The 25,021-nt window shown below is 70.9% G+C and carries 25 protein-coding genes and 1 pseudogene; 17 read left to right on the forward strand and 9 right to left on the reverse strand.

The window, feature by feature from the left end; genetic code table 11:
* Positions 1-13: 13 nt before the first annotated feature.
* Complete coding sequence (locus G8A07_RS23035; protein WP_195794268.1) at positions 14-784, reverse strand: GNAT family N-acetyltransferase; 771 nt, start codon at positions 782-784, stop codon at positions 14-16.
* Between the two features lie 121 nt (positions 785-905).
* A complete protein-coding gene (locus tag G8A07_RS23040) occupies positions 906-1,664 on the reverse strand; it encodes a response regulator (protein ID WP_195794269.1) in 759 nt (252 codons plus the stop codon).
* Positions 1,665-1,807: 143 nt separating this feature from the next.
* Between G8A07_RS23040 and G8A07_RS23045 the strand changes: the two genes are divergently transcribed.
* The 4 genes from G8A07_RS23045 (at position 1,808) to G8A07_RS23060 (ending at position 6,893) form a co-directional block, all read left to right on the forward strand.
* Positions 1,808-3,172 carry an ATP-binding protein gene (locus G8A07_RS23045; protein WP_195794270.1) on the forward strand — a complete coding sequence of 455 codons (1,365 nt, stop codon included), beginning with the start codon at positions 1,808-1,810 and terminating at the stop codon, positions 3,170-3,172.
* 70 nt (positions 3,173-3,242) lie between these two features.
* Positions 3,243-4,970, forward strand: a complete 1,728-nt coding sequence (locus tag G8A07_RS23050) for a thioredoxin family protein (protein WP_195794271.1) — start codon at positions 3,243-3,245, stop codon at positions 4,968-4,970.
* A gap of 263 nt (positions 4,971-5,233) precedes the next feature.
* On the forward strand, positions 5,234-6,184 hold the full coding sequence (gene msrP, locus G8A07_RS23055) for a protein-methionine-sulfoxide reductase catalytic subunit MsrP (RefSeq protein WP_195794272.1): 951 nt from the start codon (positions 5,234-5,236) through the stop codon (positions 6,182-6,184).
* Between the two features lies 1 nt (position 6,185).
* Entirely contained in the window at positions 6,186-6,893 is a 708-nt protein-coding gene (locus tag G8A07_RS23060) for a sulfite oxidase heme-binding subunit YedZ (RefSeq protein WP_195794273.1), read from the forward strand.
* Here G8A07_RS23060 and G8A07_RS23065 read toward each other — a convergent pair.
* Both G8A07_RS23065 and G8A07_RS23070 read right to left on the reverse strand, forming a co-directional pair.
* The gene (locus tag G8A07_RS23065) at positions 6,790-8,133 is read right to left on the reverse strand and encodes an ATP-binding protein (protein WP_195794274.1); all 1,344 of its coding nucleotides are present in this window, start codon (positions 8,131-8,133) and stop codon (positions 6,790-6,792) included. The genes G8A07_RS23060 and G8A07_RS23065 overlap by 104 nt on opposite strands.
* A gap of 47 nt (positions 8,134-8,180) precedes the next feature.
* The gene (locus G8A07_RS23070; protein WP_195794275.1) at positions 8,181-8,855 is read right to left on the reverse strand and encodes a response regulator transcription factor; all 675 of its coding nucleotides are present in this window, start codon (positions 8,853-8,855) and stop codon (positions 8,181-8,183) included.
* A gap of 194 nt (positions 8,856-9,049) precedes the next feature.
* Here G8A07_RS23070 and G8A07_RS23075 point away from each other — a divergent pair, with 194 nt between their 5' ends.
* The 8 genes and pseudogenes from G8A07_RS23075 to G8A07_RS23105 all read left to right on the forward strand — a co-directional run bounded on the left by G8A07_RS23075 (position 9,050) and on the right by G8A07_RS23105 (position 15,684).
* Positions 9,050-9,883: a MipA/OmpV family protein gene (locus G8A07_RS23075; protein ID WP_195794276.1), complete on the forward strand. Its 834-nt coding sequence runs from the start codon at positions 9,050-9,052 to the stop codon at positions 9,881-9,883.
* 101 nt (positions 9,884-9,984) lie between these two features.
* Positions 9,985-10,734: pseudogene (locus tag G8A07_RS27970) on the forward strand (NAD(P)/FAD-dependent oxidoreductase); the annotation flags it as partial.
* Positions 10,735-10,974: 240 nt separating this feature from the next.
* Positions 10,975-11,343, forward strand: coding sequence for a dihydroneopterin aldolase (locus tag G8A07_RS27975; RefSeq protein WP_249937383.1), 369 nt, complete (start codon positions 10,975-10,977; stop codon positions 11,341-11,343).
* A gap of 5 nt (positions 11,344-11,348) precedes the next feature.
* Positions 11,349-12,287 (forward strand): tRNA 2-thiocytidine(32) synthetase TtcA, encoded by a 939-nt coding sequence (gene ttcA, locus G8A07_RS23085; protein WP_249937110.1) that lies wholly within the window; start codon positions 11,349-11,351, stop codon positions 12,285-12,287.
* Positions 12,288-12,397: 110 nt separating this feature from the next.
* Positions 12,398-13,039, forward strand: a complete 642-nt coding sequence (locus G8A07_RS23090) for a DUF4136 domain-containing protein (RefSeq protein ID WP_195794279.1) — start codon at positions 12,398-12,400, stop codon at positions 13,037-13,039.
* Between the two features lie 58 nt (positions 13,040-13,097).
* Positions 13,098-14,474 (forward strand): bifunctional UDP-N-acetylglucosamine diphosphorylase/glucosamine-1-phosphate N-acetyltransferase GlmU, encoded by a 1,377-nt coding sequence (glmU, locus tag G8A07_RS23095; protein ID WP_195794280.1) that lies wholly within the window; start codon positions 13,098-13,100, stop codon positions 14,472-14,474.
* A gap of 179 nt (positions 14,475-14,653) precedes the next feature.
* On the forward strand, positions 14,654-15,067 hold the full coding sequence (locus tag G8A07_RS23100; protein WP_195794281.1) for a hypothetical protein: 414 nt from the start codon (positions 14,654-14,656) through the stop codon (positions 15,065-15,067).
* Between the two features lie 86 nt (positions 15,068-15,153).
* Positions 15,154-15,684, forward strand: a complete 531-nt coding sequence (locus tag G8A07_RS23105) for an SRPBCC family protein (protein WP_195794282.1) — start codon at positions 15,154-15,156, stop codon at positions 15,682-15,684.
* Between the two features lie 138 nt (positions 15,685-15,822).
* On the opposite strand, the gene G8A07_RS23110 is transcribed toward G8A07_RS23105, so the two are convergent.
* Together G8A07_RS23110 and G8A07_RS23115 are read right to left on the reverse strand one after the other, a co-directional pair.
* Positions 15,823-16,680 (reverse strand): N-formylglutamate amidohydrolase, encoded by an 858-nt coding sequence (locus G8A07_RS23110; RefSeq protein ID WP_195794283.1) that lies wholly within the window; start codon positions 16,678-16,680, stop codon positions 15,823-15,825.
* A 115-nt stretch (positions 16,681-16,795) separates the two neighbouring features.
* Positions 16,796-17,776 carry a tripartite tricarboxylate transporter substrate binding protein BugE gene (locus G8A07_RS23115; protein WP_195794284.1) on the reverse strand — a complete coding sequence of 327 codons (981 nt, stop codon included), beginning with the start codon at positions 17,774-17,776 and terminating at the stop codon, positions 16,796-16,798.
* A gap of 117 nt (positions 17,777-17,893) precedes the next feature.
* On the opposite strand from G8A07_RS23115, the gene G8A07_RS23120 reads away from it, so the two are divergent.
* A complete protein-coding gene (locus G8A07_RS23120) occupies positions 17,894-18,778 on the forward strand; it encodes a LysR substrate-binding domain-containing protein (RefSeq protein WP_195794285.1) in 885 nt (294 codons plus the stop codon).
* On the opposite strand, the gene G8A07_RS23125 is transcribed toward G8A07_RS23120, so the two are convergent.
* Entirely contained in the window at positions 18,769-19,647 is an 879-nt protein-coding gene (locus G8A07_RS23125; protein ID WP_195794286.1) for an amidohydrolase family protein, read from the reverse strand. The genes G8A07_RS23120 and G8A07_RS23125 overlap by 10 nt on opposite strands.
* 4 nt (positions 19,648-19,651) lie before the next feature.
* Positions 19,652-20,518: a transposase gene (locus G8A07_RS23130; RefSeq protein ID WP_195794287.1), complete on the reverse strand. Its 867-nt coding sequence runs from the start codon at positions 20,516-20,518 to the stop codon at positions 19,652-19,654.
* A 141-nt stretch (positions 20,519-20,659) separates the two neighbouring features.
* Here G8A07_RS23130 and G8A07_RS23135 point away from each other — a divergent pair, with 141 nt between their 5' ends.
* Entirely contained in the window at positions 20,660-21,562 is a 903-nt protein-coding gene (locus G8A07_RS23135; protein ID WP_195794288.1) for a DUF808 domain-containing protein, read from the forward strand.
* Between the two features lie 7 nt (positions 21,563-21,569).
* On the opposite strand, the gene G8A07_RS23140 is transcribed toward G8A07_RS23135, so the two are convergent.
* Positions 21,570-22,463, reverse strand: a complete 894-nt coding sequence (locus G8A07_RS23140; RefSeq protein WP_195797924.1) for an ion transporter — start codon at positions 22,461-22,463, stop codon at positions 21,570-21,572.
* Between the two features lie 50 nt (positions 22,464-22,513).
* On the opposite strand from G8A07_RS23140, the gene G8A07_RS23145 reads away from it, so the two are divergent.
* Genes G8A07_RS23145 through G8A07_RS23155 form a run of 3 tightly spaced genes read left to right on the forward strand, consistent with a single transcriptional unit; the run spans position 22,514 to position 24,934 of the window.
* Positions 22,514-22,753, forward strand: a complete 240-nt coding sequence (locus tag G8A07_RS23145; protein WP_195794289.1) for a hypothetical protein — start codon at positions 22,514-22,516, stop codon at positions 22,751-22,753.
* Positions 22,754-22,779: 26 nt separating this feature from the next.
* A complete protein-coding gene (locus tag G8A07_RS23150) occupies positions 22,780-23,409 on the forward strand; it encodes a UPF0149 family protein (RefSeq protein ID WP_195794290.1) in 630 nt (209 codons plus the stop codon).
* A gap of 13 nt (positions 23,410-23,422) precedes the next feature.
* Positions 23,423-24,934, forward strand: a complete 1,512-nt coding sequence (locus G8A07_RS23155) for a M48 family metalloprotease (protein WP_249937111.1) — start codon at positions 23,423-23,425, stop codon at positions 24,932-24,934.
* Positions 24,935-25,021 lie beyond the last annotated feature (87 nt).

Here is a 25,021-nt window from a genome sequence, read left to right on the forward strand (position 1 = left end):
GACGCTTGAGCGCTTAGGCGTCGGTTCGCGCCACAGGCAGCGACGCGGCCGTGACCGGCGCGACCAGGGACCAGCCGAGCGCCGTGTACAGCGCGGCACCGGCCTGCGTCGCCACCAGCACGCCCTGCTTCGCACCGAGATCGAGCGCGCCCTTGGACAGCGCTGCCATCACGCAGCGGCCCAGGCCCTTTCGTCGGTGGGTTTCGGCCGTCACGATCTGATCGAAGGTCGCGAACAAGCCATCGAGGGCGGCCTGGCCGCTGGCCGCGAGCTCCCCCGTCCTGTCGTCAACGAGCTTGGCGATCACGAGCGCGCCCACCGCCTCGGTGTGCACGCGGTAGCCCTCGATGTCCGGCACCGCATCAGCAGCCAAGTCGGCCATCATCAGGAATTCCGGGTCATGGATCTGCCATGGCTCCGAGAGCAGCGGCGCCACCTGCTCGAGAGGCGCGCAGATCTTCAGCCAGGTGCCGGGAGCGGCCTCGGTGGAGACAAGTCTGTGCAGCAGCTCGCGATCCAGCCGCGGCAGGACATAGCGCGTCAGTTGCTCGGGCTTGCCGACGGACACCTGCAGGTAGCCGGCGTGCTGCACCGGGGCCTGGGTGTGGCGGGAGATGGCCCAGCCGTAGGTCCAGGCGAGAGCGGCGGCGGATACCTGGGTTGAGTTAAAAGCAGGGGAGGTCATTCGAGGCTGGAGTTGAGGTGAGCCCGGCAAGGCTTCTTGAGGCCACAGGCTCGATGCAAGGTGGGTCGTCACTTCGACACATTCCAAGCTCTTGGCCATGGTCGCGACCCAACCGCAGCGTAATGGCAGCCCCCTGTCGAAGCGTGTCAGGAGGGCGTGGGAGAACACGCGAATCGACCTTCCACCCTTGCGACGAAGCCCCTGTCGATCGCAGCGCCCCTCACCCCACCGCCCTCACCGCCGCCGACAGCACATAGCCCTCGCTGCGCACCGTCTTGATGTAGCGCGGCTCGCGCGCATCGTCGCGCAGGCGCTGGCGCAGGCGGCTGACGAGCAGGTCGATCGAGCGCTCGAACAGCTCGGCCTCGCGGCCCTGGGTCAGGCCCAACAGCTGGTCGCGGCTCAGCACCTTCTGCGGATGGTCGAGGAAGACGCGCAGCAGCCGGTACTCGGCGCCGCTGAGCGAGACCATCACGCCCTGCGCGTCGATCAGGTGGCGCGCCGCGGTGTCGACCTGCCAGTCGCCGAAGCCCAGCATCTGCGGGGCTCCTTCGCCATTGCTGCTGTCGCTGCGCATGTTCGGCGGCAGCATGCGGGTGCGGCGCAATACCGATCGCACGCGCGCCAGCAGCTCGCGCGCGGCAAAAGGCTTGGTCAGATAGTCGTCCGCGCCCATCTCCAGGCCCAGGATGCGGTCCGCCTCCTCGTCGCGGGCGGTCAGCATCAGGATGGGCATGGCCTTGTGCTTGCCGGCGCGCAGGTCGCGGCACAGCGCCAGGCCGTCCTCGCCGGGCAGCATCAGGTCCAGGATGATCAGGTCGAAGGGGCCGGCCTCCTCCAGCGCGGCCCGCATATGCCGGCCGCTGGGCACCGTGGTGGCGCGCAGGCCCTGCTTGGCCAGATAGGTGCTCAGCAGCTCGCGGATCTCGCGGTCGTCGTCGACGATGAGGACATGGTCGGGGACATCGGCGGTGCTCATGGGCCTGCACTGTAGTCGCTGCGGCCGGGCCGAGCCCCGACCGGGGCCGCGGATTTGCATGCTTGCATGTGCCGGGCCGCGCCGGACACAGTGGCATACAAAGCGGCAGCCCGCCGCCGCGGCGCAGGCCCTATAAACGCGCCATGTCCAGCCTCGCCCCCTTTGCAACCGCCATCCCCCTGCCGCGCCGGCTGGTGCCGCGCAGCCTGTTCGCGCGGGTCACCCTGCTGATCGTCGTCGGCCTGGCGATCGCGCAGGGCCTGACCTTCGCGGCGATCCAGTACGAGCGCGGCCAGGCGTTGCGCCAGCTGATGATGGCCGGCATCGAGCGCGACATCGCCAGCTCGGTCGCCCTGCTCGACCGCCTGCCCGCCGCCGAACGCGGCGCCTGGCTGGCCCGGCTGGAGCGGCGCAACTACCGCTTCGAGCTCGGCGCCCGCGCCGCCGGCTCGACCGACATCGAGGCGGCGGCGCTGCCCTTCGTGCGCGCCATCGCCGAGGCGGTCCAGCCCTTCGAGGTGCTGCGCAGCACCCAGCCGCCGGGCAGCGCGGACCGGCTGCAGATCGAGCTGCGGCTGAGCGATGCCAGCCCGCTGCTGGTGCATGCGCGGCGGGTCGGCATGCCGCTGCCGGGCTGGGTGCCCTGGCTGCTGCTGACGCAGCTGCTGGTGCTGGCCGCCTGCGCCTGGATCGCGGTGCGCATCGTGACGCGCCCGCTGGCCCAGTTGGCCGCCGCGGCCGATGGCCTGGGGCCGGACCTGAAGGCCCGCGCGCTCGCCGAGGACGGCCCGACCGAGGTGGCCGACGCCGCGCGCGCCTTCAACGCGATGCAACGCCGCATCGCCAGCTATATGGACGAGCGGGTCGAGATCCTGGCCGCGATCTCGCACGACCTGCAGACGCCGATCACCCGCATGCGCCTGCGCACCGAGCTGATGGAGCCGGGCGAGGAGCGCCGCAAGCTGGGCCAGGACCTGGACGCGATGCAGGCCCTGGTGCGCGAAGGCGTCACCTATGCCCGCACTCTGCATGGCGCCGCCGAGCCGCCCTGCCCCACCGATCTCGACGCGCTGCTGGAAAGCATCGTGGCCGACTACGAGGACGCGGGCCAGCCGGTGCGGCTCGACGGCCGCGCCGGCCGCCCCCTGGTGACGCGGCCGCAGGCGCTGCGCCGCATCCTGGCCAACCTGCTGGACAACGCGCTGAAATTCGGCGGCGACGGCGAGGTGGCGATGCTGGTGCGGCCGGACGCGGCCGGCCATCTGGTGCTGGCGGTGCTGGACCGCGGGCCGGGCATCCCGGCCGATCAGCTGGAGGCCGTGCTCAAGCCCTTCTACCGCCTGGAGGGCTCGCGCAACCGCGGCACCGGCGGCACCGGCCTGGGCCTGGCGATCGCGCAGCAGCTGGCGGTGGCGATGGGCGCGCGGCTGGAACTGCGCCCCCGCGAGGGCGGCGGCCTGGAGGCGCGCCTGACCCTGGCGGTCGGTGGCGCCCCGCCCGAGGGCTGAGCACCCGCCTTCTCCCCCATCGCTCCCATCCGATCACCATCGCGGCCGCGCCGCGAGGACACCACGCGCCATGCCCACCCTGCTGCTCCTCGCCTATCTGGGCGGCCTGCTGACCCTCATGAGCCCCTGCATCCTGCCGGTGCTGCCCTTCGTTTTCGCCCGGGCCGGCCGGCCCTTCCGCGCGCATGGCCTGCCGCTGCTGGCCGGCATGGTGCTGGCCTTCGGCGCCGCGGCCTCGCTGGCCGCCCTGGGCGGGAGCTGGGTCGCCTCGCTGCATCAGGGCGGGCGCCAGCTCGCGCTGGGCCTGCTGGCGCTGTTCGGGCTCGCCCTGCTGTGGCCGCGCCTGGCCAGCTGGCTTGGCCAACCCTTCGCGGCCCTGGGCGCGCGGCTCGAGGCCGCGGCCAACGCAGCGCCGCTGCTGCTGGGCCTGGCCACCGGCCTGCTGTGGGCGCCCTGCGCGGGGCCCATCCTCGGCCTGCTGCTGGGCGGCGCCGCGCTGCAGGGCGCGAGCCTCGGCAGCGCGCTGCCGTTCCTGGCCTATGCCGCCGGCGCGGCCAGTGCGCTGGCGCTCGCCCGGCTGCTGGGCGGCCGGCTCTCCGCCCGGCTGACGCGGGCCTCGCTGCGCGCCTCCGAGGTGCTGCGCCGCACCAGCGGCCTGGCGGTGCTGGCCGGCGTGGCGGCGATCGCCGCGGGGCTGGACACCGGAGTGCTGGCGCGCCTCTCGCTTGGGAGCGGCGGCAGCGCCGTCGCGCTCGAGCAGGCGCTGCTGGACCGGCTGACGCCGAGCAGACTGGACGAACCCGCCGGCCTCGTCGCGATGCGCAACGCGGACAACGCCACCGCGCCGCTGGCCGCGCTGGCCGGCGCGAGCGGCTGGCTCAACAGCCCGCCGCTGGGCCCGCAGCAGCTGCGTGGCAAGGTGGTGCTGGTGGACTTCTGGACCTATTCCTGCATCAACTGCCTGCGCACCCTGCCCCATCTGCGCGCCTGGGCCGAGAAGTACCGCGAGGCCGGCCTGCTGGTGCTGGGCGTGCACACGCCCGAGTTCGCCTTCGAGCAGCGCGAGGCGAATGTGGCGCGCGCGGTGCGGGACCTGGGCATCGACTTCCCGGTCGCGCTGGACAACAACTACGCGATCTGGCGCGCCTTCGGGAACCGCTACTGGCCGGCGTTCTACTTTGTCGACGCGCAGGGCCGCATCCGCCACCATCAGTTCGGCGAGGGCGGCTACGAGGCCGCCGAGCGCATGCTCCAGCAGCTGCTGGCCGAGGCCGGCCGGGCCGCGCCGGCGGGGCTGGTGCGGCCGCAGGGCCAGGGCACCCAGGCAGCGGCCGGCGCCGGCCCCGCGCTGTCCGGCGAGGTCTATCTGGGCCATGCGCGCGCCGCGGGCGGCTTCGCCACGCCCGGCGGGCTGTGGCCGGACCAGGACCGGCCCTACCCGGCCGCACCGGCCCTGCGCCTGCACCAATGGGCGCTGAGCGGCGGACCCTGGCGGGTGGAGGCCGAGCGCGCGCTGCTGCGCGGCCCGAACGGGCGTATCGCGCTGCGCTTTCATGCGCGCGACCTGCACCTGGTGCTGGGCCCGGGCGAGGACGGCCGGCCGCTGCGCTTTCGGGTGCGGCTGGACGGCCGCCCGCCGGGCCCGGACCATGGCAGCGACATCGACGCCCAGGGCCTGGGTCGGGCCGATGCGCAGCGCCTGTACCAGCTGGTGCGCCAGGGCAACAGCCGCGAGCGCCTGTTCGAGATCGAATTTCTGGATCCTGGCGCCCAGGTCTATGCCTTCACCTTCGGCTGAGAGTTTTTCTACTGCGCCACCACCATGCGTCATTGGCCGGTGCTCGGAATCCTCACATACAGGGAGTACGTTCCGGTTCCTGCGCGCCGTCCGCCTAGCCTGACGGCGGCTCGCGACGAAAAACTCTCAGCCTCTAGGCCGCGCCCGGAACCCGGGTCCACCCAAGGATTCGGCCGCAGACGTAAGCTTTGAGCCCCGGCCGCGACTGACAAGAAAAGATCCCTTCCGCTTCCTCCCCCCAACCTCCCGCACGAGTCCCTGCCATGTTCCTCCACCCCGACCGCTACGGACGCATCGCGTCCTCCGAGATCACCCCGCGCGCCCTCTACGAGGGCCGACGCGACTGGCTGAAACTAATGGCCGGCGGCGCGCTGGCCGGCCTGGGCCTGGAGTCGGCACGGGCCGCCCTGCCCAGCGTCAAGAGCGCGCTGCCTGGCGCGCTGACGATGGAAAAACCCACCGCGCGCCAGGACGCCACCAGCTACAACAACTTCTACGAATTCGGCACCGACAAGGCCGACCCGGCCCAGCGCGCCCACACGCTGAAGACCCGTCCCTGGACGGTGGCGATCGAGGGCGAGGTGGCCAAGCCCGGCGTCTATGACCTCGATGCGCTGCTGAAGCTGGCACCGATGGAGGAACGCATCTACCGGCTGCGCTGCGTCGAGGGCTGGTCGATGGTGATCCCCTGGATCGGCTATTCGCTGGCCGAGCTGATCAAGAAGGTGGAGCCGACGTCGAAGGCCAAGTTCGTCGAGTTCACCACGCTGGCCGACAAGGCGCAGATGCCGGGCCTGCGCTCCGGCGTGCTGGCCTGGCCCTATGTCGAGGGCCTGCGCCTGGACGAGGCGATGCACCCGCTGACCCTGCTGGGCTTCGGCATGTATGGCGATGTGCTGCCGAACCAGAACGGCGCGCCGGTGCGCCTGGTCGTGCCCTGGAAATACGGCTTCAAGTCGGCCAAGTCCATCGTCAAGATCCGCTTCGTCGAGAAGCAACCGACCTCCAGCTGGACCAAGGCCGCGCAGCAGGAATACGGCTTCTACTCGAACGTGAACCCCAGGGTCGACCACCCGCGCTGGAGCCAGGCCTCCGAGCGCCGCATCGGCGAGGACGGCCTGTTCGCGAAGAAGCGTCCCACGCTGATGTTCAATGGCTACGAGGCCCAGGTCGGCCAGCTCTACACCGGCATGGACCTGAAAGCGAACTACTGAGGTGGCACCGCCGACACGCTCCTCCTGGCTGCTGCATCCGGCCGCCAAGGTCCTGCTCTTCGTCGCCTGCCTGCTGCCCTTCGCGCAGTTGCTGTGGGGCGCGGTGGCCGACACCCTGGGCGCGAACCCGGCCGAGGCGCTGATCCGCGGCCTGGGCGACTGGGCGCTGCGCTTCCTGTGCCTGACCCTGGCGGTGACGCCGGCGCGGCTGCTGCTGAAGCGGCCGGCGCTGGCGCGCTTTCGGCGCATGCTGGGCCTCTATGCCTTCTTCTATGCCAGCCTGCATCTGCTGGCCTATGGCTGGCTGGACCAGGGGCTGGACCCGACCGAGATCGCGCGCGACATCGCCAAGCGCCCCTTCATTCTGATGGGCTTCACGGCCTGGGCCCTGATGCTGCCGCTGGCCGCGACCAGCTTCAACCGCGCGATCAAGGCGCTCGGTGCCCGGCGCTGGCAGACCCTGCACAAGGCGGTCTACGGCCTGGCCCTGGTCGCGCTGGCGCATTTCATCTGGATGCGGGCCGGCAAGAACGACTTTGCCGAGCCCGCCGTCTACGGCGCGATCCTGGCCCTGCTGCTGGGCTGGCGGGCCTGGCGCGCCCTCGTCAGGCCGCAACCAGCGGCAGATGCACCCGCACGCACAGGCCCGGCCCCCGGCGCCCCTCGGCCAGCTCGATCCGGCCGCGATGTTTCAGCGCCACCGACTTGACGATGGCCAGGCCCAGGCCCGAGCCGCTCTTGTTCTGATCGGGCACGCGGAAGAAGCGGTCGAACACCCGGTCGCGCCAGGCCGCCTCGATGCCCGGGCCCTCGTCCCAGACCTCCAGCCGCGCGAAGCGGCCGACGCGCGACAGCACGACACTGACGACGCCTCCCGGTGGGCTGTACTTGATCGCGTTGTCCACCAGGTTGTCGATCAGCGATTCCAGGCTCTCGAGCTCACCCTGCACCGACAGGCCCGGCGTGCAGTCCAGCTCCAGCTCCACGCCGTTGCTGCGCGCCAGCCCCTCCAGCCGCGCCAGCCGGTCCTGCAGCAGCGAGTCCAGCGCCAGTGCTGCCATCGGCGTGCCGTCCTGCGCCGCGTCGCTGCGCATCAGGCGCAGCAGCTGGCCGACCAGGCGGGTCGCGCGCTCGTTGCTGCGCAGCAGGTTGTCCATCAGCTCGCGCTGCCCGCTCTGCTCGCGCAGGGCCTCGACATTGATGCGCATCGCCGCCAGCGGCGTGCGCAGCTCATGGGCGGCATCGGCGATCAGGTTGCGCTCGCGCTGCGTGCCGGCGCGCAGCCGCGCCAGCAGCCGGTTCAGCGCCTGCACCAGCGGGCGCAGCTCCTGATGCCGCGGCGCGCCCCGCAGCGGCTGCAGGTCGCGCGGACCGCGCGCGGCGATGTCGGCGCTGAGCTTGGCCCAGGGTCGCAGCGCCACCCGCACCGACCACCAGGCCGGCAGGATCAGAAAGGGCAGGCTGATCACCAGCGGCACGATGAAGTAGCCGCGCGAGTTGACGGTCAGCGCCATCTGCTGGAAGCCCGGGATCACCATGGTCAGCAGCAGCTCGCCATCCTCGCTGGCGACGGTGCGGGCCAGCCAGCTCAGGCCGTCGACGTTCAGGTACTCGGCCTCACCGATCTGGCTGTTGTGCATCACCGGCGCGCCGTTGGGCGAGCGGTAGAGCAGATGGTCGCCATGCCACAGCAGCAGGGTGGGCGAGAAGGCGGTGTCGTCGGCGTCGGTGCCGTAGCCGGCGCGGATCGCCCGGTCCATCGCGCGCAGGCTGTGCTGCAGCCGCTCGGGATGGTCGACCAGGTCCTGGGCCACGGTCAGCACCGACTCGTAGATCGGCTCGCTGTCCAGCACGCCATTGCCCTTGTGCGCCTCCCAAAGCACCAGGGTCAGGGCCAGCACCCACAGCAGAGTCAGGACCGCCATCTGCGCCAGCAGCAGCCGGCGCATCAGCGAGGGCTGGCTCAGCCGCAGCCAGGCGCGCCGCAGATGGCGCCTCAGAACGCCCCCTGGGTGTTGGCGTCGATCACATAGCCGACGCCGCGCACCGTGCGGATATAGCCGGGGCCGATCTTGCGGCGCAGGTTGGAGATATGCACGTCCAGCGCATTGCTCTCGTTGGCCGCGCCGCCCGGCAGCACCTGCTCCTCCAGCACCTGGCGGGTCAGCACCCGGCCCATGCGCTTGAGCAGCAGGGCCAGCAGGTCGAACTCGCAGCGCGACAGCCGCACCGGCTCGCCATGCAGGCCGACGCGGCGCGTCGGCTCGTGCAGCGACAGGCCGCGCACCTGCAGGCCCTCCTCGGTCAGCAGGCCGCTGCGGCGCGCCAGCGCGCGCACGCGCGACAGCAGCTCGGCCAGCGCGAAGGGCTTGACCAGGTAGTCGTCCGCGCCCTCGTCCAGGCCGCTGAGCCGGTCCTGCAGCGCGTCGCGCGCGCTCAGGATGATCACGGCCAGCGGATGCGGCCGCTTGCGCAGCCGGCGCAGCAGCGCCAGGCCGTCGCCGTCGGGCAAGCCCAGGTCCAGCAGCACCATGTCCAACGCCTCGTCCTCGATCGCAAGCAGCGCGTCGGTCAGACGCCGCACCCACACCACATTGACCCCCTGGTCGCCCAGGGCGATGCGCACCCCGTTGCCCAGGTCCAGGTCGTCTTCAACCAATAGCAGTTTCATATCCTCCCCGATGCCGGCACACATGCCCGGGATTTCCCTAGGCCGGCAGTATGAGATCGGTCACCACCCATGTCATAGGTCATACCCCTGCCATTTAAGCCAATCTTCATGAATGACAAAGAAGGGCTTCAGCAGCGCCGCCCAGCATGCGAAGCCTCGGGATGCCGTCGCAGCCCGCTCTTTGCTCAACACCCATGAAGAAGCTTCGTTCCCTGTCATCCGGCCTGAATCTCGTCGCCCTGGCCACCCTGGGCTCCCTGTCGCAGACCGCCATGGCCCAGCTCGGCCCCGGTGGATCCGCGGCCAAGGGGGATGAATCCACCTTCACCCTGGGCGCCGGCCTCGGCGTCGGCCCCCGTTTCATGGGCTCGAAGGAAAACCAGGTCGGCCCGATCCTGCTGGCCGATTACCAGCACCACAGCGGCTTCTTCGCCAGCACCATGCGCGGCCTGGGCTGGGGCTCGGACATTGGCAACTTCAAGTACAGCCTGGCCCTGCATGCCCGCGGCGACCGCGACGAGAAGGACGGGAAGAGCGGCATCGGCGGCAACAAGGGCAGCAAGGAGCTGCGCGGCATGGGCAAGATCAAGTCCTCGGCCGTGGGCCTGCTGAACGTCGGCTACCAGGTGCATGACCGGGTCGGCCTGAGCGCCACCCTGGAGCTGCCGCTGACCAACCGCGACAACGGCCGCGCCCTGCACCTGGGCAGCAGCATCAAGCTGTTCGAGACCGACAAGGACAGCTTCTCGCTCGACGCCAGCGCCAGCTACGGCGACACCAAGTACCTGCGCACCTATTTCGGCGTCACCGCGGCCCAGTCGGCCGCTTCCGGCTACAAGCTCTACGCGCCCAAGTCCGGCTTCTACCAGGCCGATGTGAGCCTGGCCTGGCACCGCCAGATCGACAAGCGCTGGGGCATCATCGGCTCGATCGGCGCCACCCACCTGCTGGGCGACGCCGGCAAGAGCCCGCTGGCGCTGCGCAAGACCGCGCCGCAGGCCGGCGTGATCGTGACCTACAACTACTGAGGTCACGCTTTCGGGGCGCAATTCCGGGCAAAACGCTCGGCCACGGGCGGTTTGGGATAATCGCGGGTTCGCCCCGCATTCCCACCTCCTTGCGCCCCACCATGTCCGACCCGCAGTCCCTGCCGCCCGCCCTTGTCGACGTCGCCATCCTCGGCGGCGGCCCGGCTGGCTGCAGCGCGGCCAGCTGGCTGGCGCAGCTGGGCCTGAGCGTGGCCCTGGTCGAGCGCGCGCCGCGCTTGTGCGCCGCGCTGCAGTACCTGGACTTCGACCAGGACTGGGTGCTGGGCGCACCGGGCCAGACCCTGGCCGCGCTGGGTGATGCCTATGCGGCCCAGACCGCCGCCCAGCCCGGCCTGACCCTGCTGCTGGGCCGGCGCGCCGAACACCTGGACTGGAACGCCGGCGAGGGCTGGCGCCTGCGCCTGGACGGCGGCCAGGACCTGGCGGCGCGCACGCTGCTACTGGCCACCGGCCTGCGGCCGCAGCGCCCCACCCCCTATTTCCCCGAGGGCGCGCCGGCCCATCCGCGCGTGCTGGACGCCCAGGGCCTGACCCAGCGCCGCGCCGAGCTGCCGCCGGGCCGCACCCTCTTGCTGGGCGGCGGCGACAACGCGGCCGAGAACGCGCTCTACCTGCAGGCCCGCGGCCACCGTGTGACGCTCTGGTCGCGCAGCGACTGGCGCGCCCAGCAGGCCCTGGTCGAGCGCCTGGACGGCCTGGGCGCCGCGCTCGAGCAACGCCCGCGCGAGCCGCTGCCGAGCGCGCTCAGGCCCGACGCCGAGGGCGTGGCCGTGCTCTCCAAGCGCCATGGCGAGGAGCGCTTCGACCAGGTCGCGGTGCTGCTGGGCTTCGAGGCCGAGCCCTCGGCCTGGCTGCTGGTGGCCGATGCGCTGCAGCGCGCCGGCGTCACCGCGCCCTCGCACCCCTTCCGCGACGAGCCGCGCTTCGCGCCGCTGGGCCTGTTCGTGGCCGGCGACGCCAGCGGCCGCCAGCATCCCAGCGTGCAGACCGCCCTGGGCGATGGCGTCGTCGCGGCCAAGCAGATCGAATCCTTCCTGCGCCCGCTGCGCGAGGGCCAGCCGCCGCTGGCGCTGCGCCGCAACAACCGCCAGATCATCCACATCACCGGCCTGCGCTTCGGCGCCAACCTGGGCGTGCTGGACTTCGAGCGCGAGGGCCCGCAGCCGATCCAGGTCGATGCCGACGTCAACCTGGGCGCCCAGGCCATCGTCTCGCGCGACGCCGATATCGGCCATGTGCTGGACTACCGCAAGCTGCGCAGCATCATCATCGACGAATGCACCGCCGAGCACACCGACCTGCTGGAGGCGATGCTGGGCAAGCTCTGCACCCGGCTGATGAAGGTGCCGGGCGTGGTGGGCGTGCGCATCAAGGTGACCAAGCTCGAAATCTTCCCCGACTGCCAAGTCGCAATCTCCGCCGAATGCGGCCAATGGTGAACGTTATGACGACGACCGAACTCCTGACCCCCGACGCCGAACTGGCCGCCGCCGCCGAGAAGAAGCACGCGCATGAGATGAACAAGCTCAGCAAGCGCCTGCACCGCCAGGTGGGCCAGGCGATCGCCGACTTCAACATGATCGAGGACGGCGACAAGGTGATGGTCTGCGTCTCCGGCGGCAAGGACAGCTACTCGCTGCTGGACATCCTGATCAATCTGCGCGACCGCGCGCCGATCAAGTTCGACCTCGTCGCGGTCAACCTGGACCAGAAGCAGCCCGGCTTCCCCGAGGACGTGCTGCCGGCCTACCTGAAGTCGCGCGGCGTCGAGTTCCATATCGAGGAGCAGGACACCTACTCGATCGTCAAGCGCCTGGTGCCCGAGGGCAAGACCACCTGCAGCCTGTGCTCGCGCCTGCGCCGCGGCATCCTCTACCGCGTCGCCGGCGAGCTGGGCGCGACCAAGATCGCGCTGGGCCACCACCGCGACGACATCGTCACCACCCTGATGCTGAACATGTTCTTCGGCAGCCGCATGAAGGGCATGCCGCCCAAGCTGGTCAGCGACGACGGCAGGAACGTCGTGATCCGCCCGCTGGCCTATGTGCGCGAGTCGGACCTGGAGCGCTGGGCCGAGCACCGCGAGTTCCCGATCATTCCCTGCAACCTCTGCGGCAGCCAGCCCAATCTGCAGCGCGCCACCGTCAAGGCCATGCTGCAGGACTGGGACAAGAAGTTCCCGGGCCGGGTCGACAATATGTTCACCGCGATGGGCAATATCGTCACCTCGCACATGATGGACCGCCAGCTCTTCCCCTTCGAGACCATCAAGGCCACCGGCGCCCCGGTCACGGACGGCGACATCGCCTTCGACGAGGAAGAGCATTGCGGCACGACCGAGGCGGCGCCCTCGGTCATCAAGCTGGTGCGCGACGAGGACTGAGCGGCCGCGGCCGCCTGTCGCGCAGCTTTACAAGTGCCACACGCGGGGTCAACGAAGCGGGGCCACAATCGTTGGGTGAGATATCCGCATCACAACGAAGGAGGCTCCCGATGAACACCCTCACCCGAAGGCTGGCCCTGATCGGCCTGAGCGCCGCGGCCCTGCTGGGCCTGGGCGGCTGCGCCGCCCTGAACAGCGTCAGCGCCGATGCGCAGAGTTTCGGCAGCTGGCCGGCCGGTCGCCAGCCCGGCAGCTATGCCTTCGAGCGCCTGCCCTCGCAGCAGCAGAACGAGAAGAGCCAGGCCGAGCTGGAGGACGCCGCCCGCGCCGCGCTGGAAAAGGCCGGCTTCACCGCCGCGGCCGATACCAAGAGCGCCGATGTGCTGGTCTCGATCGGCGTGCGCGTCAGCCGCAGCGCCAACGCGGTCTGGGACGACCCGCTGTGGTGGCGCTGGAACGGCAGCTACTTCCATTGGCGCTATGGCCCGGCCTGGCGGCCCTACTACAGCCGCTGGGGCTACCCCTACCCGATGGATCCGATGATGGAGCGCCGCTATGACCGCGAGGTGGCCCTGCTGCTGCGCGACCGCAGGAGCAACGAACCGCTCTACGAGGCCCGCGCCAGCAACGACGGCAACACCCAGGGCAGCCTGAGCCTGATCGGCGCGCTGTTCGAGGCCTCGATGGTCGATTTCCCGCAGACCAAGCCCCAGCCCCACAACGTGACCGTGCAGTTGCCGCCCGGCAAATAAGCCCGTCACGCCATCCAACGATAATCGCGGCTTCCCATCTGGAAGCCGCTTTTCTTTTATGCCGCTGAACATCGTCATCATGGCCGCGGGCAAGGGTACCCGCATGAAGTCCACCCTGCCCAAGGTGCTGCACAAGCTGGCCGGCCGTTCGCTGCTGCGCCATGTGCTGGACACCACGGCCGAGCTGGGCGCCCAGCAGCGCCTGGTGATCACCGGCCATGGCGCCGAGCAGGTGGAGGCGGCCGTTGGCGGCCCTGGCATAGCCTTCGTGCGCCAGATGCCGCAGCTGGGCACCGGCCATGCGATCCAGCAGGTCGCGCCGCACCTGCCCGACAGCGGCAGCACCCTGATCCTGAGCGGCGACACCCCGCTGATCAGCGCCGCCACGACCGGCCAGCTGGTCGAGGCCTGCGGCGGCGAGCGCCTGGTGCTGCTGACCATCGACTACAGCGACCCGACCGGCTACGGCCGCATCCTGCGCGACGGCGAGGCGGTCAAGGCCATCGTCGAACACAAGGACGCCAGCCCGGAGCAGCGCCAGATTCGCGAGTGCTACACCGGCATCATGGCCGCCCCGAGCGCGGCGCTGAAGCGCTGGGTCGGCCAGCTCTCCAACAACAATGCCCAGGGCGAGTACTACCTGACCGACATCGTCGCGATGGCGGTGGCCGAGGGCGTGCCGGTGGTCGGCGTCAAGACCGCCAACGAGACCGAGGTGCTGGGCATCAACAGCCCGCTGCAGCTGGCCGATCTGGAGCGCCGCTTCCAGCGCCGCCAAGCCGAGGGCCTGATGGAGCAGCATGGCCTGCGCCTGGCCGATCCGGCGCGCTTCGACCTGCGCGGCAGCCTGGTCTGCGGCCAGGATGTCGAGATCGACGTCGGCTGCGTCTTCGAGGGCCGGGTCGAGCTGGGCGACGGCGTGCGGATCGGCGCCTACAGCGTGATCCGCAATGCCCGCATCGCCGCCGGCGCGCGCATCCACGAGTTCACCCATATCGACGGCGAGGCCCAGGGCGCCTCGGTCGGCGCCGGCGCGCTGATCGGCCCCTTCGCCCGCCTGCGCCCCGGCGCCGAGCTGGGCGCCGAGGTCCATATCGGCAACTTCGTCGAGGTCAAGAACTCGACCCTGGCCAAGGGCGCCAAGGCGAATCACCTGGCCTACCTGGGCGACGCCACGGTCGGCGAGCGCGTCAACTACGGCGCCGGCTCGATCACCGCCAACTACGACGGCGCCAACAAGCACCGCACGGTGATCGGCGCCGATGTGCATGTGGGCAGCAACTGCGTGCTGGTCGCCCCGATCGAGATCGGCGCCGGTGCCACGGTCGGCGGCGGCTCGACCATCACCAAGCCGGTCGAGCCGGGCGAGTTGGCGGTGGCGCGCGGCAAGCAGGTGGCGATCAAGGGTTGGGTGCGCCCCACGAAAAAGCGCTGAGCCGCTTCACAAAGCGCGACAAATTGCACACAAACCGCCGTCCAGCATCGACAATGCCCCTAAATGTCCCCGAACAGGGGACATGCTCTTCGCATCGCACTGCCTAGCATTGCGCTAAGCATGAGAGACGAAGGCCTTGTTGTATGCCGATCCACGCGTTGCCCGCCGATGAACTGCCGATGAGCGAGACCGATACCGCCTGGCAGGCCCTGGCCGAGATCAACACCAGCCCCAGCGAGGCCGAGGAACAGGCGGCGCGCAGCACCGCCCTGGAGCAGCTCGCGCTGCAGCATGCCCGCTGCGACGACGCCGCCAGCGCCTGCTACTACCTGTGCCGCAGCCTCGGCGCCGCGCGCCAGCTGGACGCCGGCGAGCCGGGCCTGGAGCTGCTGTTCGAGCTGTTGGGCGCGCTGGCCGACCTGCCGCTGCCGGCGGTCGAGCCCCAGCCGCCCGAGGTGCAGGGCGAGGCCGACGGCCTGGGCGTGTTCGAGCTGTGCCAGCAGCTGCAGGCCGCTCGCGAGCAGTCGCAGGAAGCCTGGCGCGAGCTGACCGAGGCCGACGCCCAGGACGGCACGCCGCTGCGGATTCACTGAGCCCCGGGGTCTAGGGCATCCGCGCATTGCCGCCGACCGCCCTCCCGCGCGATGCTGGGCCCCCGATCCGGTCAAGGAGGCTCTCGATGAAGCTGCTGAAGATCCTGCTCGCGCTGCTGCTGGCGCTGGTGTTGCTGCTGGGGCTCGGCGGCCTGCTGCTGTCATCCAAGTTCACCGTGACGCGCAGCGTGACCATCCAGGCCCCGCCGGACAAGGTCTACGGCCTGGTCGCGAACCCGCGCCACTGGAAGGACTGGTCGGTCTGGAACCGGCGCGATCCGGCGATGCAGATCGAGTACAGCGGCCCGGAATCGGGCAGCGGCGCGGTCTGGGCCTGGAAGAGCAAGAGCGAGGGCGACGGCCGCATGAGCTTCACCACCGCCGAGCCGGGCCGGCGCCTGGGCTATGAGCTGTACTTCCCCGACTTCGGCACCACCTCGGCCGGCGAATTCACGCTGGCGGCCGAGGGCGCGGGCACGCGTGTCACCTGGCGCATGGACGGGGACATGGGCCGCAACCCGCTGTTCCGCTGGCTGGCCCTGTTCGGCGACAAGATGGTCGGGCCCGATTTCGAGGCCGGACTGACGAACCTGAAGGCCCTGGCCGAGCGCCCCTGAGCGACACCCGCGGGTCCTGCCCATTTTTGCGGCAGGCCAGGCAAAGGCCAGCCGCATCAAGCACTTGGGCGCGCCATCGCCAGCTTGCCAACGGATTTATCCACAGGCGCTGGGGACTTCTTCGGCGCGCGCCGTCGCTCAGAGCGAGCGCCGCACATGGGCGGCCACCGCCGCCAGGGTCTCGTTCAGGCAGGTCCGCAGCGGCTCGAAGCCGGCATTGGGCTCGCGCGTGACCTCGTCCATGTAGATCGGGCGGCGGATCTCGATCTGCAGGCTGTGGCGCCGCTCGGCCGGCCGGCCGATGCGGCCGATCAGGGCCACGCCCTTGTAGGGGTCGTTGCGCGCGACGCTGTAGCCATGCCCGCGCAGGCAGGCCTCGATCACGTCCAGCAGCGCCGGCTCGCAGGTCGTGCCGTCGCGGTCGCCCAGCACGAAATCGGCCAGTTGGTCGCTGCGCGTCAGGCCCAGGCGCTCGAAGGCGTTGTTGGGCATCGAGTGCAGGTTCAGATGCCAGACCGCGCCGAAGCGCGCATGGGCGCCCTCCACCGCCGCGCCCAGCGCCGCGTGGTAGGGCTTCCAGCAATGCTCGATGCGCGCCTGCACCTCGTCGACCGCGAGCTTGCGGGCGTAGATCGGCAGGCCCTTGCCGATCTGGCGCCAGATCAGGCCGTAGCCCAGGCGCGTCTTCTCGCCCGGCGCCAGCGGCTCAGGCCAGGGTCCGCCCAGCAGCTCGGGATCGAGGTCGCCGAGCTCTCGGTTCGGGTCGATATAGCTGCGCGGGAAACGCGCGGCGATCAGGGTCGCACCATGGGCCGGCGCGTCGCGCCACAGCGCGTCGACATGGGTGTCCTCGCCGGCGCGCAGCTGCCACAGCGGCAGGCTGCTGGCGAAATCGTCCGGGTACTCGACGCCGCTGTGCGGCGAATCGCAGACCAGGGGCAGGTCTTGCCCCTCCGGCAGGCGCACGGTCAGGGCATTCTCGGGAGTGAACTTCATCAGGTCAAAAGACAACAGAGCTCTTATCGCGCGGAGTCCAGGGATCCGGCTCCGCCGGTCCCTCGGACTCGCCCCCTTGAGGGGGCGGCCGCAGGCCGTAGGGGGTGGGCCCCAGTCACTCGATCTTGATCTTCGCCTTCGTCGCGATGCGCTGGTACTTGTCCAGCGCGGCCTTGATCTGGGTCGCGAACTGTTCCGGGCTGTTGGCCATCGGGATGCCGGAGATCGATGCGGCCTTCTCCTTGAAGTCCGGCGTCTGCATCGCCTTGTGGGCCGCCTCGTGCAGCTTCTTCAGCACCGCCGGCGGCGTGCCGGCCGGGGCCACCAGACCGAACCAGCCGCCCTCGGCCATCTCGGCGAAGCCCAGCTCCTTGTAGGTCGGCACATCGGGCAGCACGGCCGCACGCTGCGGCGCCAGCACGGCCAGCGCGCGCAGCTTGCCGGTCTTGACGTTGGGCAGGGTCGACGGCAGGTTGTCGGTCATCGCGTTGACCACGCCGGCCAGCGCATCGGTCGAGGCCTGGCCCGCGCCCTTGTAGGGGATGTGCAGCAGCTCAATGCCGGCCAGGTCCATGAAGTTCTCGATGTTCACATGGCCCAGCGAGCCATTGCCCGGCGAGGCAAAGGTGTACTTGCCCGGCGCGGCCTTGGCCAGCGCGATGAACTCCTTCATCGTCTTGGCCGGCACGCTGGGGTGCACCACGAACACGCTGGGCACGGCCAGCACATTGGTGATCGGCGCGAAGTCCTTCACCGCGTCATAGGGCAGCTTGGCGTAGACGGCCGGGTTGGAGCCATGGGTGCTCTGCGTGGCCATGCCGATCGTGTAGCCGTCCGGCGCGGCCTTGGCCACCGCGTCGGCGCCCAGGGTGCCGCCGCCGCCGCCGCGGTTCTCGATCACGACGGTCTTGCCCAGGAAGGGGCCCATCTTGTCGGCCAGCAGGCGCGCCACCATGTCGGTCGAACCGCCGGCGGCGAAGGGCACGATCAGCTTGACCGGCTTCTGGGGATAGTCGCTGTTGGCCAGGGCGCCCAGCGGCGCCAGGCTCAGGGAGGCGGCCAGGGCAAGCAGAGAACGGCGGGCGAAGGTCGTCATGTCGGGGGCAAGGTGAATGAATGGATAGGTGGCGGCGATTCTGTGCTCTGCGCTCCGGGCATGGGTCGACAAATCCGCACGCCGCCATGCGCCAGGCTCATAGCAAAATCGGGGCCCATGCGCATCCGCTCCCCCTCGCTGCACGAGCTGCACGCCTTCGCCGCCACCGCCCGCCTGGGCAGCTTCTCGAAGGCCGCCGAACTGTTGTGCGTCACCCAGGGCGCGGTCAGCCGCGCGGTGGCGCGGCTGGAGGAGCATCTGGGCCAGAGCCTCTTGGTGCGCCAGGCGCGCGGCAACGAGCTGACGCCGGCCGGGCGCGACTACCTGGAGCTGATCGAGCCGGCGCTGCAGACCCTGGAGGCCGCGGCCGTCGCGCAGCGGGCGCCGGAGGCGACGACGCGGCTGCGCATCTCGGTGGCGCCGACCCTGGCCACCAAATGGCTGATCCCGCGCCTGCCGGACTGGCAGGCCCTGCATCCGCATATCGCGCTGAGCCTGGCGCCCTACCGGCGCGACGAGGATTTCTCCGACGCCACCGTCGACGCCTGGCTGCGCCCCGGCGAAAGCCAATGGCCGGCCGGCATCACGGCCGACTACATCGTCGGCCGCGAGATCGTGCCGATCTGCCATCCGCAGGAGCTGCGCGGCCGCCAGGCGCTGCGCGAACCGGCCGAGCTGCTGGGCCGCCCGCTGCTCTATCACAGCAACTATCCGGACAACTGGCGGCTCTGGCTGGCCGCCGCCGGCGTGCGCGATGCCAACCCCAAGCCCAGCGCCGATTTCGAGCAAGTGGCGATGCTGGTGCAGGCGGTGATGGCGGGCCTGGGCGTCGCGGTGGTGCAGCGCTGCCTGATCGACGACGAGCTGGCCGGCGGCCGCATCGCGATCCCCTTCGACCGCCCGGTGCAGCTGGAGCGCGGCTACATGCTGTGCACCCGCAAGAGCAGCCAGACGCAGCGCGCGCTGCGCAGCCTGCGCCAGTGGCTGCTCGCTCAGGGCTGATCCAGGCCGAACAGCGCCGCGCCATTGCCCCAGCCGATCTTGCGCGCCGCCTCCGGCGGCAGCTCGCCGAGCCAGGCGCGGGCCTCGGCCATCAGGCCCTCGTAGTACTGCCAGCGCTGGTTGACCCAGGTGTCGGAACCGACCAGGAAGCGCTCCGGCTGCTCGCTCAGCAGCGCGCGCCAGGCCGGGTCCAGCCGGCCGCCGGCCGTGGTCAGGCCCGGCCGGTAGGACAGCTCGCCCAGCAGCAGCGGATAGCGCGCCAGCAGCTCGCGCACCCGCGCGATCGGCACGCCGCCGATGCCGGTATGGGCCCAGATCAGCCGCGCCTTCGGCGCATGGGCCATCAGCTTGTCGACCGCCACATCGTCGACATGGGCCAGCACCGCCAGCCCGCGTTCGGCCGCCAGCTGCATCAACTTCTTCGCCACCGGGCCGTCGGCGTTCGCGCTGTCGTAGAGATGGAATTCGCCCAGGCCGCGGTAGGGGCCGGCCGGCGTGCCGCGCGCCAGCTCGTCCAGCACCAGGCGGTAGATGCTCTCGTCGGCGAACCAGCCGCCGTAATCGTCGCGGTTGCGATACAGGCGCAGGAAGGGCACGACCCGCACGCCGGCGGCCCGGGTCGTCTCGCGCGCCGCGGCCAGGCTTTGCGTGCCGGCATTCGGGCGGCTGTTCGCGACGATCGCGCGCACGCCGCTGCGCTGCATGCGGCCCAGCACATCGGCCAGCGGATGCGGGCCCTGGGCCTCGTCGTTGTAATGCAGATGGGCGTCGAACAGGGGGCCGGCATAGGGCAGCGTTTGCGCCGCCGCGCCGCAGGTCCCGACCAGACCGGCCGCAACGAGCAGCAAGGCTGCGATCGGCCGACGCATCGGCTCAGCTCGGCGAACGCAGCTGGCGCTCGTGGCCGGCGATCAGGCGGCTGACACGCGAGACCGACAGGCCCAGCTCGCCGGCCAGCGCGGTCATCGACAGGCCGCCCTCGGTATGGGCGCGGTACAGGGCCTGCTCGCGGGAGCCACTCTCGCGCAGCCATTGCGCCCAGGGGCGCGGGGCACGCCGCGGCCTGGCCGCCGCGGCCCGGGCCGGCGCGCCGCGCCCGCCGAGCATGCGGCGCACAAAGGCCTCGTCGCCCAGGAAGATCTGCTGGCGCAGATGCGGCCAGATGTCCAGCTCCGGCTCGGCGGCCAGCAGCTTGGCATAGCGCTCGGCGGCGCGGCGCTGGTCGGCCGCACCGCGCGCCTCGCGGCCCAGCACATGGCCGAACAGGCCCAGCACGTCCAGCCAGTCCGGCACCTCGGTCAGGCCGGTGTGGGCGCCCAGGCTGTGCCAGGGCCAGTCGCCGCCGCGCCGGGCCAGGCCCAGGCGCTGCGCGCTGAGGTCGACATAGCGGCAGACATCCAGCAGCAGCCGTTCGCGGTCCACCAGCAGGGCCTTGAAGCGGCCCTGGAACAGCGGCCCCTCGCCGCCGTGGCGGCGGTTGTAGCTCTGCGTGTAGACGCCGTTGATATGGCGCATCAGGCGCGAGAGATTGGCCTGGCGCGTGTAGAGCAGCAGCTGGTAATGATCGCCGGCAAAGCTGTAGGCCAGCAGCTGCGCATCGAAGCGGTGCATCGCCTGGGCCAGCACCGCCAGCAGGGTGGTGCGGTCGGCGTCGTCGGCAAAGATCGGCGCCCCATGCTCGCCATGCGAGGTGACATGGTAGACGGCGCCGGCGAACTCGATGCGTGGGGGTCTGGCCATGTTGCAACTTAGTCCAGCGATCCGCAAAAGGCAAGGCCTGACCCCCGCGAAAAACCCGGCCCATACCCCCATCGGTGCGGGGTCCCGCGACACCTCGATGAGGTACAAACGCGGCTTCCCAGCCCTGCCCACCTGTCACCCATGGCCACCAGCCTGCTTGCCCTGCTCGACGACATCACCTCGGTGCTGGACGACGTCGCCATCCTCTCCAAGCTGGCGGCCAAGAAGACCAGCGGCGTGCTGGGCGACGACCTGGCGCTGAACGCCCAGCAGGTGACAGGTGTTGCCGCCGAGCGCGAGCTGCCGGTGGTCTGGGCCGTCGCCAAGGGCAGCTTCATCAACAAGGCGATCCTGGTGCCGGCCGCGCTGGCGATCAGCGCCTGGGCGCCCTGGGCGGTCACGCCGCTGCTGATGGTGGGCGGCGCCTTTCTGTGCTTCGAGGGCTTCGAGAAGGTCGCGCACAAGCTGCTGCACGGCAGCGCCGCCGAAGCCGAGCGCGAGGCCCATGGCCGCGCCGCGGCCGATCCGGCGGTGGACCTGGTGGCGCTGGAAGAGGACAAGATCAAGGGGGCGGTGCGCACCGACTTCATCCTCTCGGCCGAGATCATCGCGATCACCCTGGGCACGGTGGCGGGCAGCGACTTCACCACCCGGCTGCTGGTGCTGACCAGCATCGCGCTGCTGATGACGGTGGGCGTCTACGGCCTGGTGGCCGGCATCGTCAAGCTGGATGACGCCGGCCTGGCGCTGTCGCGCAAGCCCGCGACCCGCGGCCTGGGCCAGGCCATCCTGACCGCCGCGCCCTGGCTGATGAAGGCGCTGTCGGTGGCCGGCACCGCCGCGATGTTCCTGGTCGGCGGCGGCATCCTGACCCATGGCCTGCCCTGGCTGCACGGGGCGATCCAGCAGCTGGTGGTGGCGCTGGGCGTCGGCGGCTTCGCCCAGACCCTGGTCGAGCTGCTGGCCGACGCGCTGAGCGGCATCATCGCCGGCGGCCTGGTGGTGGCGGTCGTCACCCTGGTGCAGCGCCTGCGCGGGCGCTGATATCGACTCAGTCGTCGCGCTGGTAGCGCGGCAGCCGCGCGCCGCAGTCGCGGCAGAAGCGCGCCTCGGGCAGATGGCCCTCGCTGAGGCATTCATGGCAGCTGCGCGTCGTGGTCGGCCGGCCGCGCCGCGCCGCCGTCATCTCGGCGGTGACGATGCCGGTCGGCACCGCCAGCACGCCCCAGCCCAGCAGCATCATCACCGAGGCGATCGCGCGGCCCAGGTCGGTCTTGGGTGTGATGTCCCCGAAGCCCACCGTGGTCATGGTCGTGATGGCCCAGTAGACGCTGGCCGGGATGCTGGTGAAGCCGTTGCCCGGCCCCTCGACCACGTACATCACCGTGCCCATGATCACCACCACCATCATCACGATGGAGATGAAGACCTGGATCTTGCGCGCGCTGGCGCGCAGCGCCTCGACCAGCAGCGCGTACTCGGCCACATAGGCACCCAGCTTCAGCACCCGGAAGATGCGCAGCAGGCGCAGCACCCGCACGTCGACCAGCGCATAAAGCTCCGGCACGAACAGCGCCAGATAGGTCGGCAGCACCGCCAGCAGGTCGACCACGCCGTAGAAGCTGCGCGCATAGCGCCAAGGGCGGCGCACGCAGGCCAGGCGCAGCAGGTACTCGAGCGTGAACAGCGCGGTCAGCAGGTATTCGGCCAGGCTCAGCACCGGGCCGAAGCGGGCCTTGACCGCCGCGACGCTCTCCAGCATCACCACCGCGATGCTGAACAGCACCAGCGCGATCAGGCCCAGGTCGAAGGCGCGGCCGGCACGGGTGTCGGCCTCGAAGATGATGGTGTAGACCTTGAGGCGCCAGCCCGCCAGCGGGCGGCCCAGGCGTTCGGCCTCGCTGCTGCTGGCGCGGGCGGGCTTGGTATCGGTATTCTTGGACATCACCGACCGCACTGTAGCGGCAGCCCTCGCGCATCACCGAGAATCACGCCATGAAAACGCACCAGATCGAGATCCAGAAGTTCAAGGCCGCCTCCACCACCAGCAACGGCCTGGTGTTGTTCAAGGTGGATGCCCTGGTCTCGCCCAAAGAGCCGATCGAGGGCATCGAGCCCAGCAGCGTGATCAGCATGACCGAGGCCAATGCCCGCGTGCTGCTGGCCCTGCTGAAGGCGCAGATCGCCGAATTCGACAACAAGAAGCCCAAGAGCCGCCACGGCCGCCACGGCTGAACCCGCGCGCCACCAGGACCCACGCCATGGAATATCCCCGCTACAACCCCGCCTCCGACAACCTGCCGCTGTCCGACGACGAGCTGAACCAGCTCGACGACCTGCTGGCCGCCCTGCCCAGCGATGCCGCGCTGAACATCGAGGCGCTGGACGGCTATCTGGTGGCCCTGCTGCTGAGCCCCACCCCGCTGCCCGAGCTGCCCGGCGCGGCCTGGCTGCCCACCGTCTGGGGTGGCGACGGCGCCGATGGCCAAGCCCCCTTCGCCAGCGGCAAGCAGCGCAAGAAGCTGAGCCTCTTGGTGCTGCGCCATCTGCATGGCATCGCCTGCCAGTTGCGCGACCGGCCCGAGGGCTGGGAGCCAATCTTCAGCGTGGCCGAGCAGGAAGAAGGCGAGGAGCTGGTCGACGCCGAGGACTGGTGCACCGGCTTCATGCTGGCGGTCGACCTGGCCGCCGAGGCCTGGACCCCGCTGTTCGAGCGCGACAAGACCGCCGCTGCGCTGGCCCCGATCGCACTGCTGGGCGGCGACGAAAGCGGCCTGGCGCCCGAGGAGCGCGCCCGCCTGGGCGATCTGCAATGGCGTGACGCGCTGAGCCGCGAGGTGCCGGAAGGCGTGCTGACCCTGTGGACCCTGCGCGGCCAGCCGGCGGCCTGAGACGATGACGACGATGATGCGACGCGCGAGAACCCTCTTCCGCCCCGCGCTGCTGCTGACGGCCGCCCTGCTGGCCGGCTGCGGCAGCACCGTGGTGAACCCGGTCAGCGGCCGCGCCGAGCGCAGCGTGATGAGCCTGGGCCAGGAGGTCGAGGAAGGCCGCAAGGCCCACCAGGAGGTGCTGAAGGAATACAGCGCGCTCGACGACCCGAAGCTGCAGGCCTATGTCGGCGCGCTGGGCCGCAAGCTGGCCGCGCAGTCGCATCGCGCCGAGCTGGAATGGCATTTCACCGTGCTGGACAGCCCCGAGGTCAATGCCTTCGCCCTGCCCGGCGGCTATATCTACGTGACCCGCGGCATCCTGGCCTATATGGAGAACGAGGCCGACCTGGCCGGCGTGATCGGCCATGAGATCGGCCATGTCACCGCGCGCCATGGTGCGCAGCGCGCCACCCGCCAGCAGAACGCCGGCCTGGGCGTGCTGGCCGCGACCGTGCTGGGCGCGATGCTGGAGTCGCGCGGCGTCGGCGGTGCCACCGACCTGGCGGGCCAGGTCTCGCAGGGCGTGGCGGCCGGCTATGTGGCCTCCTACAGCCGCGAGCAGGAGCTGCAGGCCGACCAGCTCGGCGCCGAGTACCTGTCCCGCACGCACTACGATCCCAAGCACATGATCGAGGTGATCCAGGTGCTGAAGGACCAGGAGCAGTACGCGGCCGACCAGGCCCGTGCCCAGGGCCGCCAGGCGCCCAGCGGCGGCGGCTGGCTGGCCTCGCACCCGAGCAACGAGGCGCGCCTGCAGCGCATCCGCGACGAGGCCGCGCAGCTCAGCCCGGGCGGCGCGCCGGTCGATGCCGGCCGGGCGCCCTTCCTGAAGGCGATCGAGGGCATGGACTTCGGCGACAGCGCGGCCCAGGGCCTGGTGCGCGGCGCCCATTTCCTGCATCCCGCGCTGGACATCGCGCTGACCGCACCGGCCGGCTGGCAGCTGCAGAACAGCGCCGACCAGTTGACCGTGATCAGCCCGGCGCGCGACGCCGCGCTGATCCTGCAGGCCGTGCCGGCCCGCGCCGGCAGCTCGCACGAGGCCATCCTGCGCCAATGGGGCGCCGAGCAGGGCCGCACCGAGGCGCGCCAGATCAACGGCCTGACGGCGACCCATTTCAGCGGCCTGCGGCGCGACTCGAAAGGCCAGCGCAGCCAGGCCACGCTGACCCTGGTGAACGGCAGCAAGGGTCAGGTCTATGCGCTGGTCTATGCCGCGCGCGACGCCCAGGCCCTGCAGCAGCGCCGCGCGGCCCTGGCCCAGGCCGAGGGCAGCTTTCGCGCGCTGACGGCCGAGGACCGCAAGCTGGCCAAGCCCTGGCGCATCGCGCTGAAGCCCTTCCCGGCCGGCGGCTTCGCCGAGCTGGCCAAGGGCTCGGTGGTCGACGAGGCCCGGCTGCGCCTGCTGAACGGCCGCTATGGCGCCGCCGGCGGCCTGCCGGCGGCGGGTCAGCAGGTCAAGGTGGTGGTGGCCGCGCCCTGAGCGGCCACCACCGGGATTCCTCCCCCGCAAGGAGGTCACCGCCGGGCGGTCTTCTCGGCTAGTATCGGCCCTGCGCCGCCCGCCGCC

It is taken from the genome of Roseateles sp. DAIF2, assembly GCF_015624425.1.
Classification (GTDB): domain Bacteria; phylum Pseudomonadota; class Gammaproteobacteria; order Burkholderiales; family Burkholderiaceae_C; genus Kinneretia.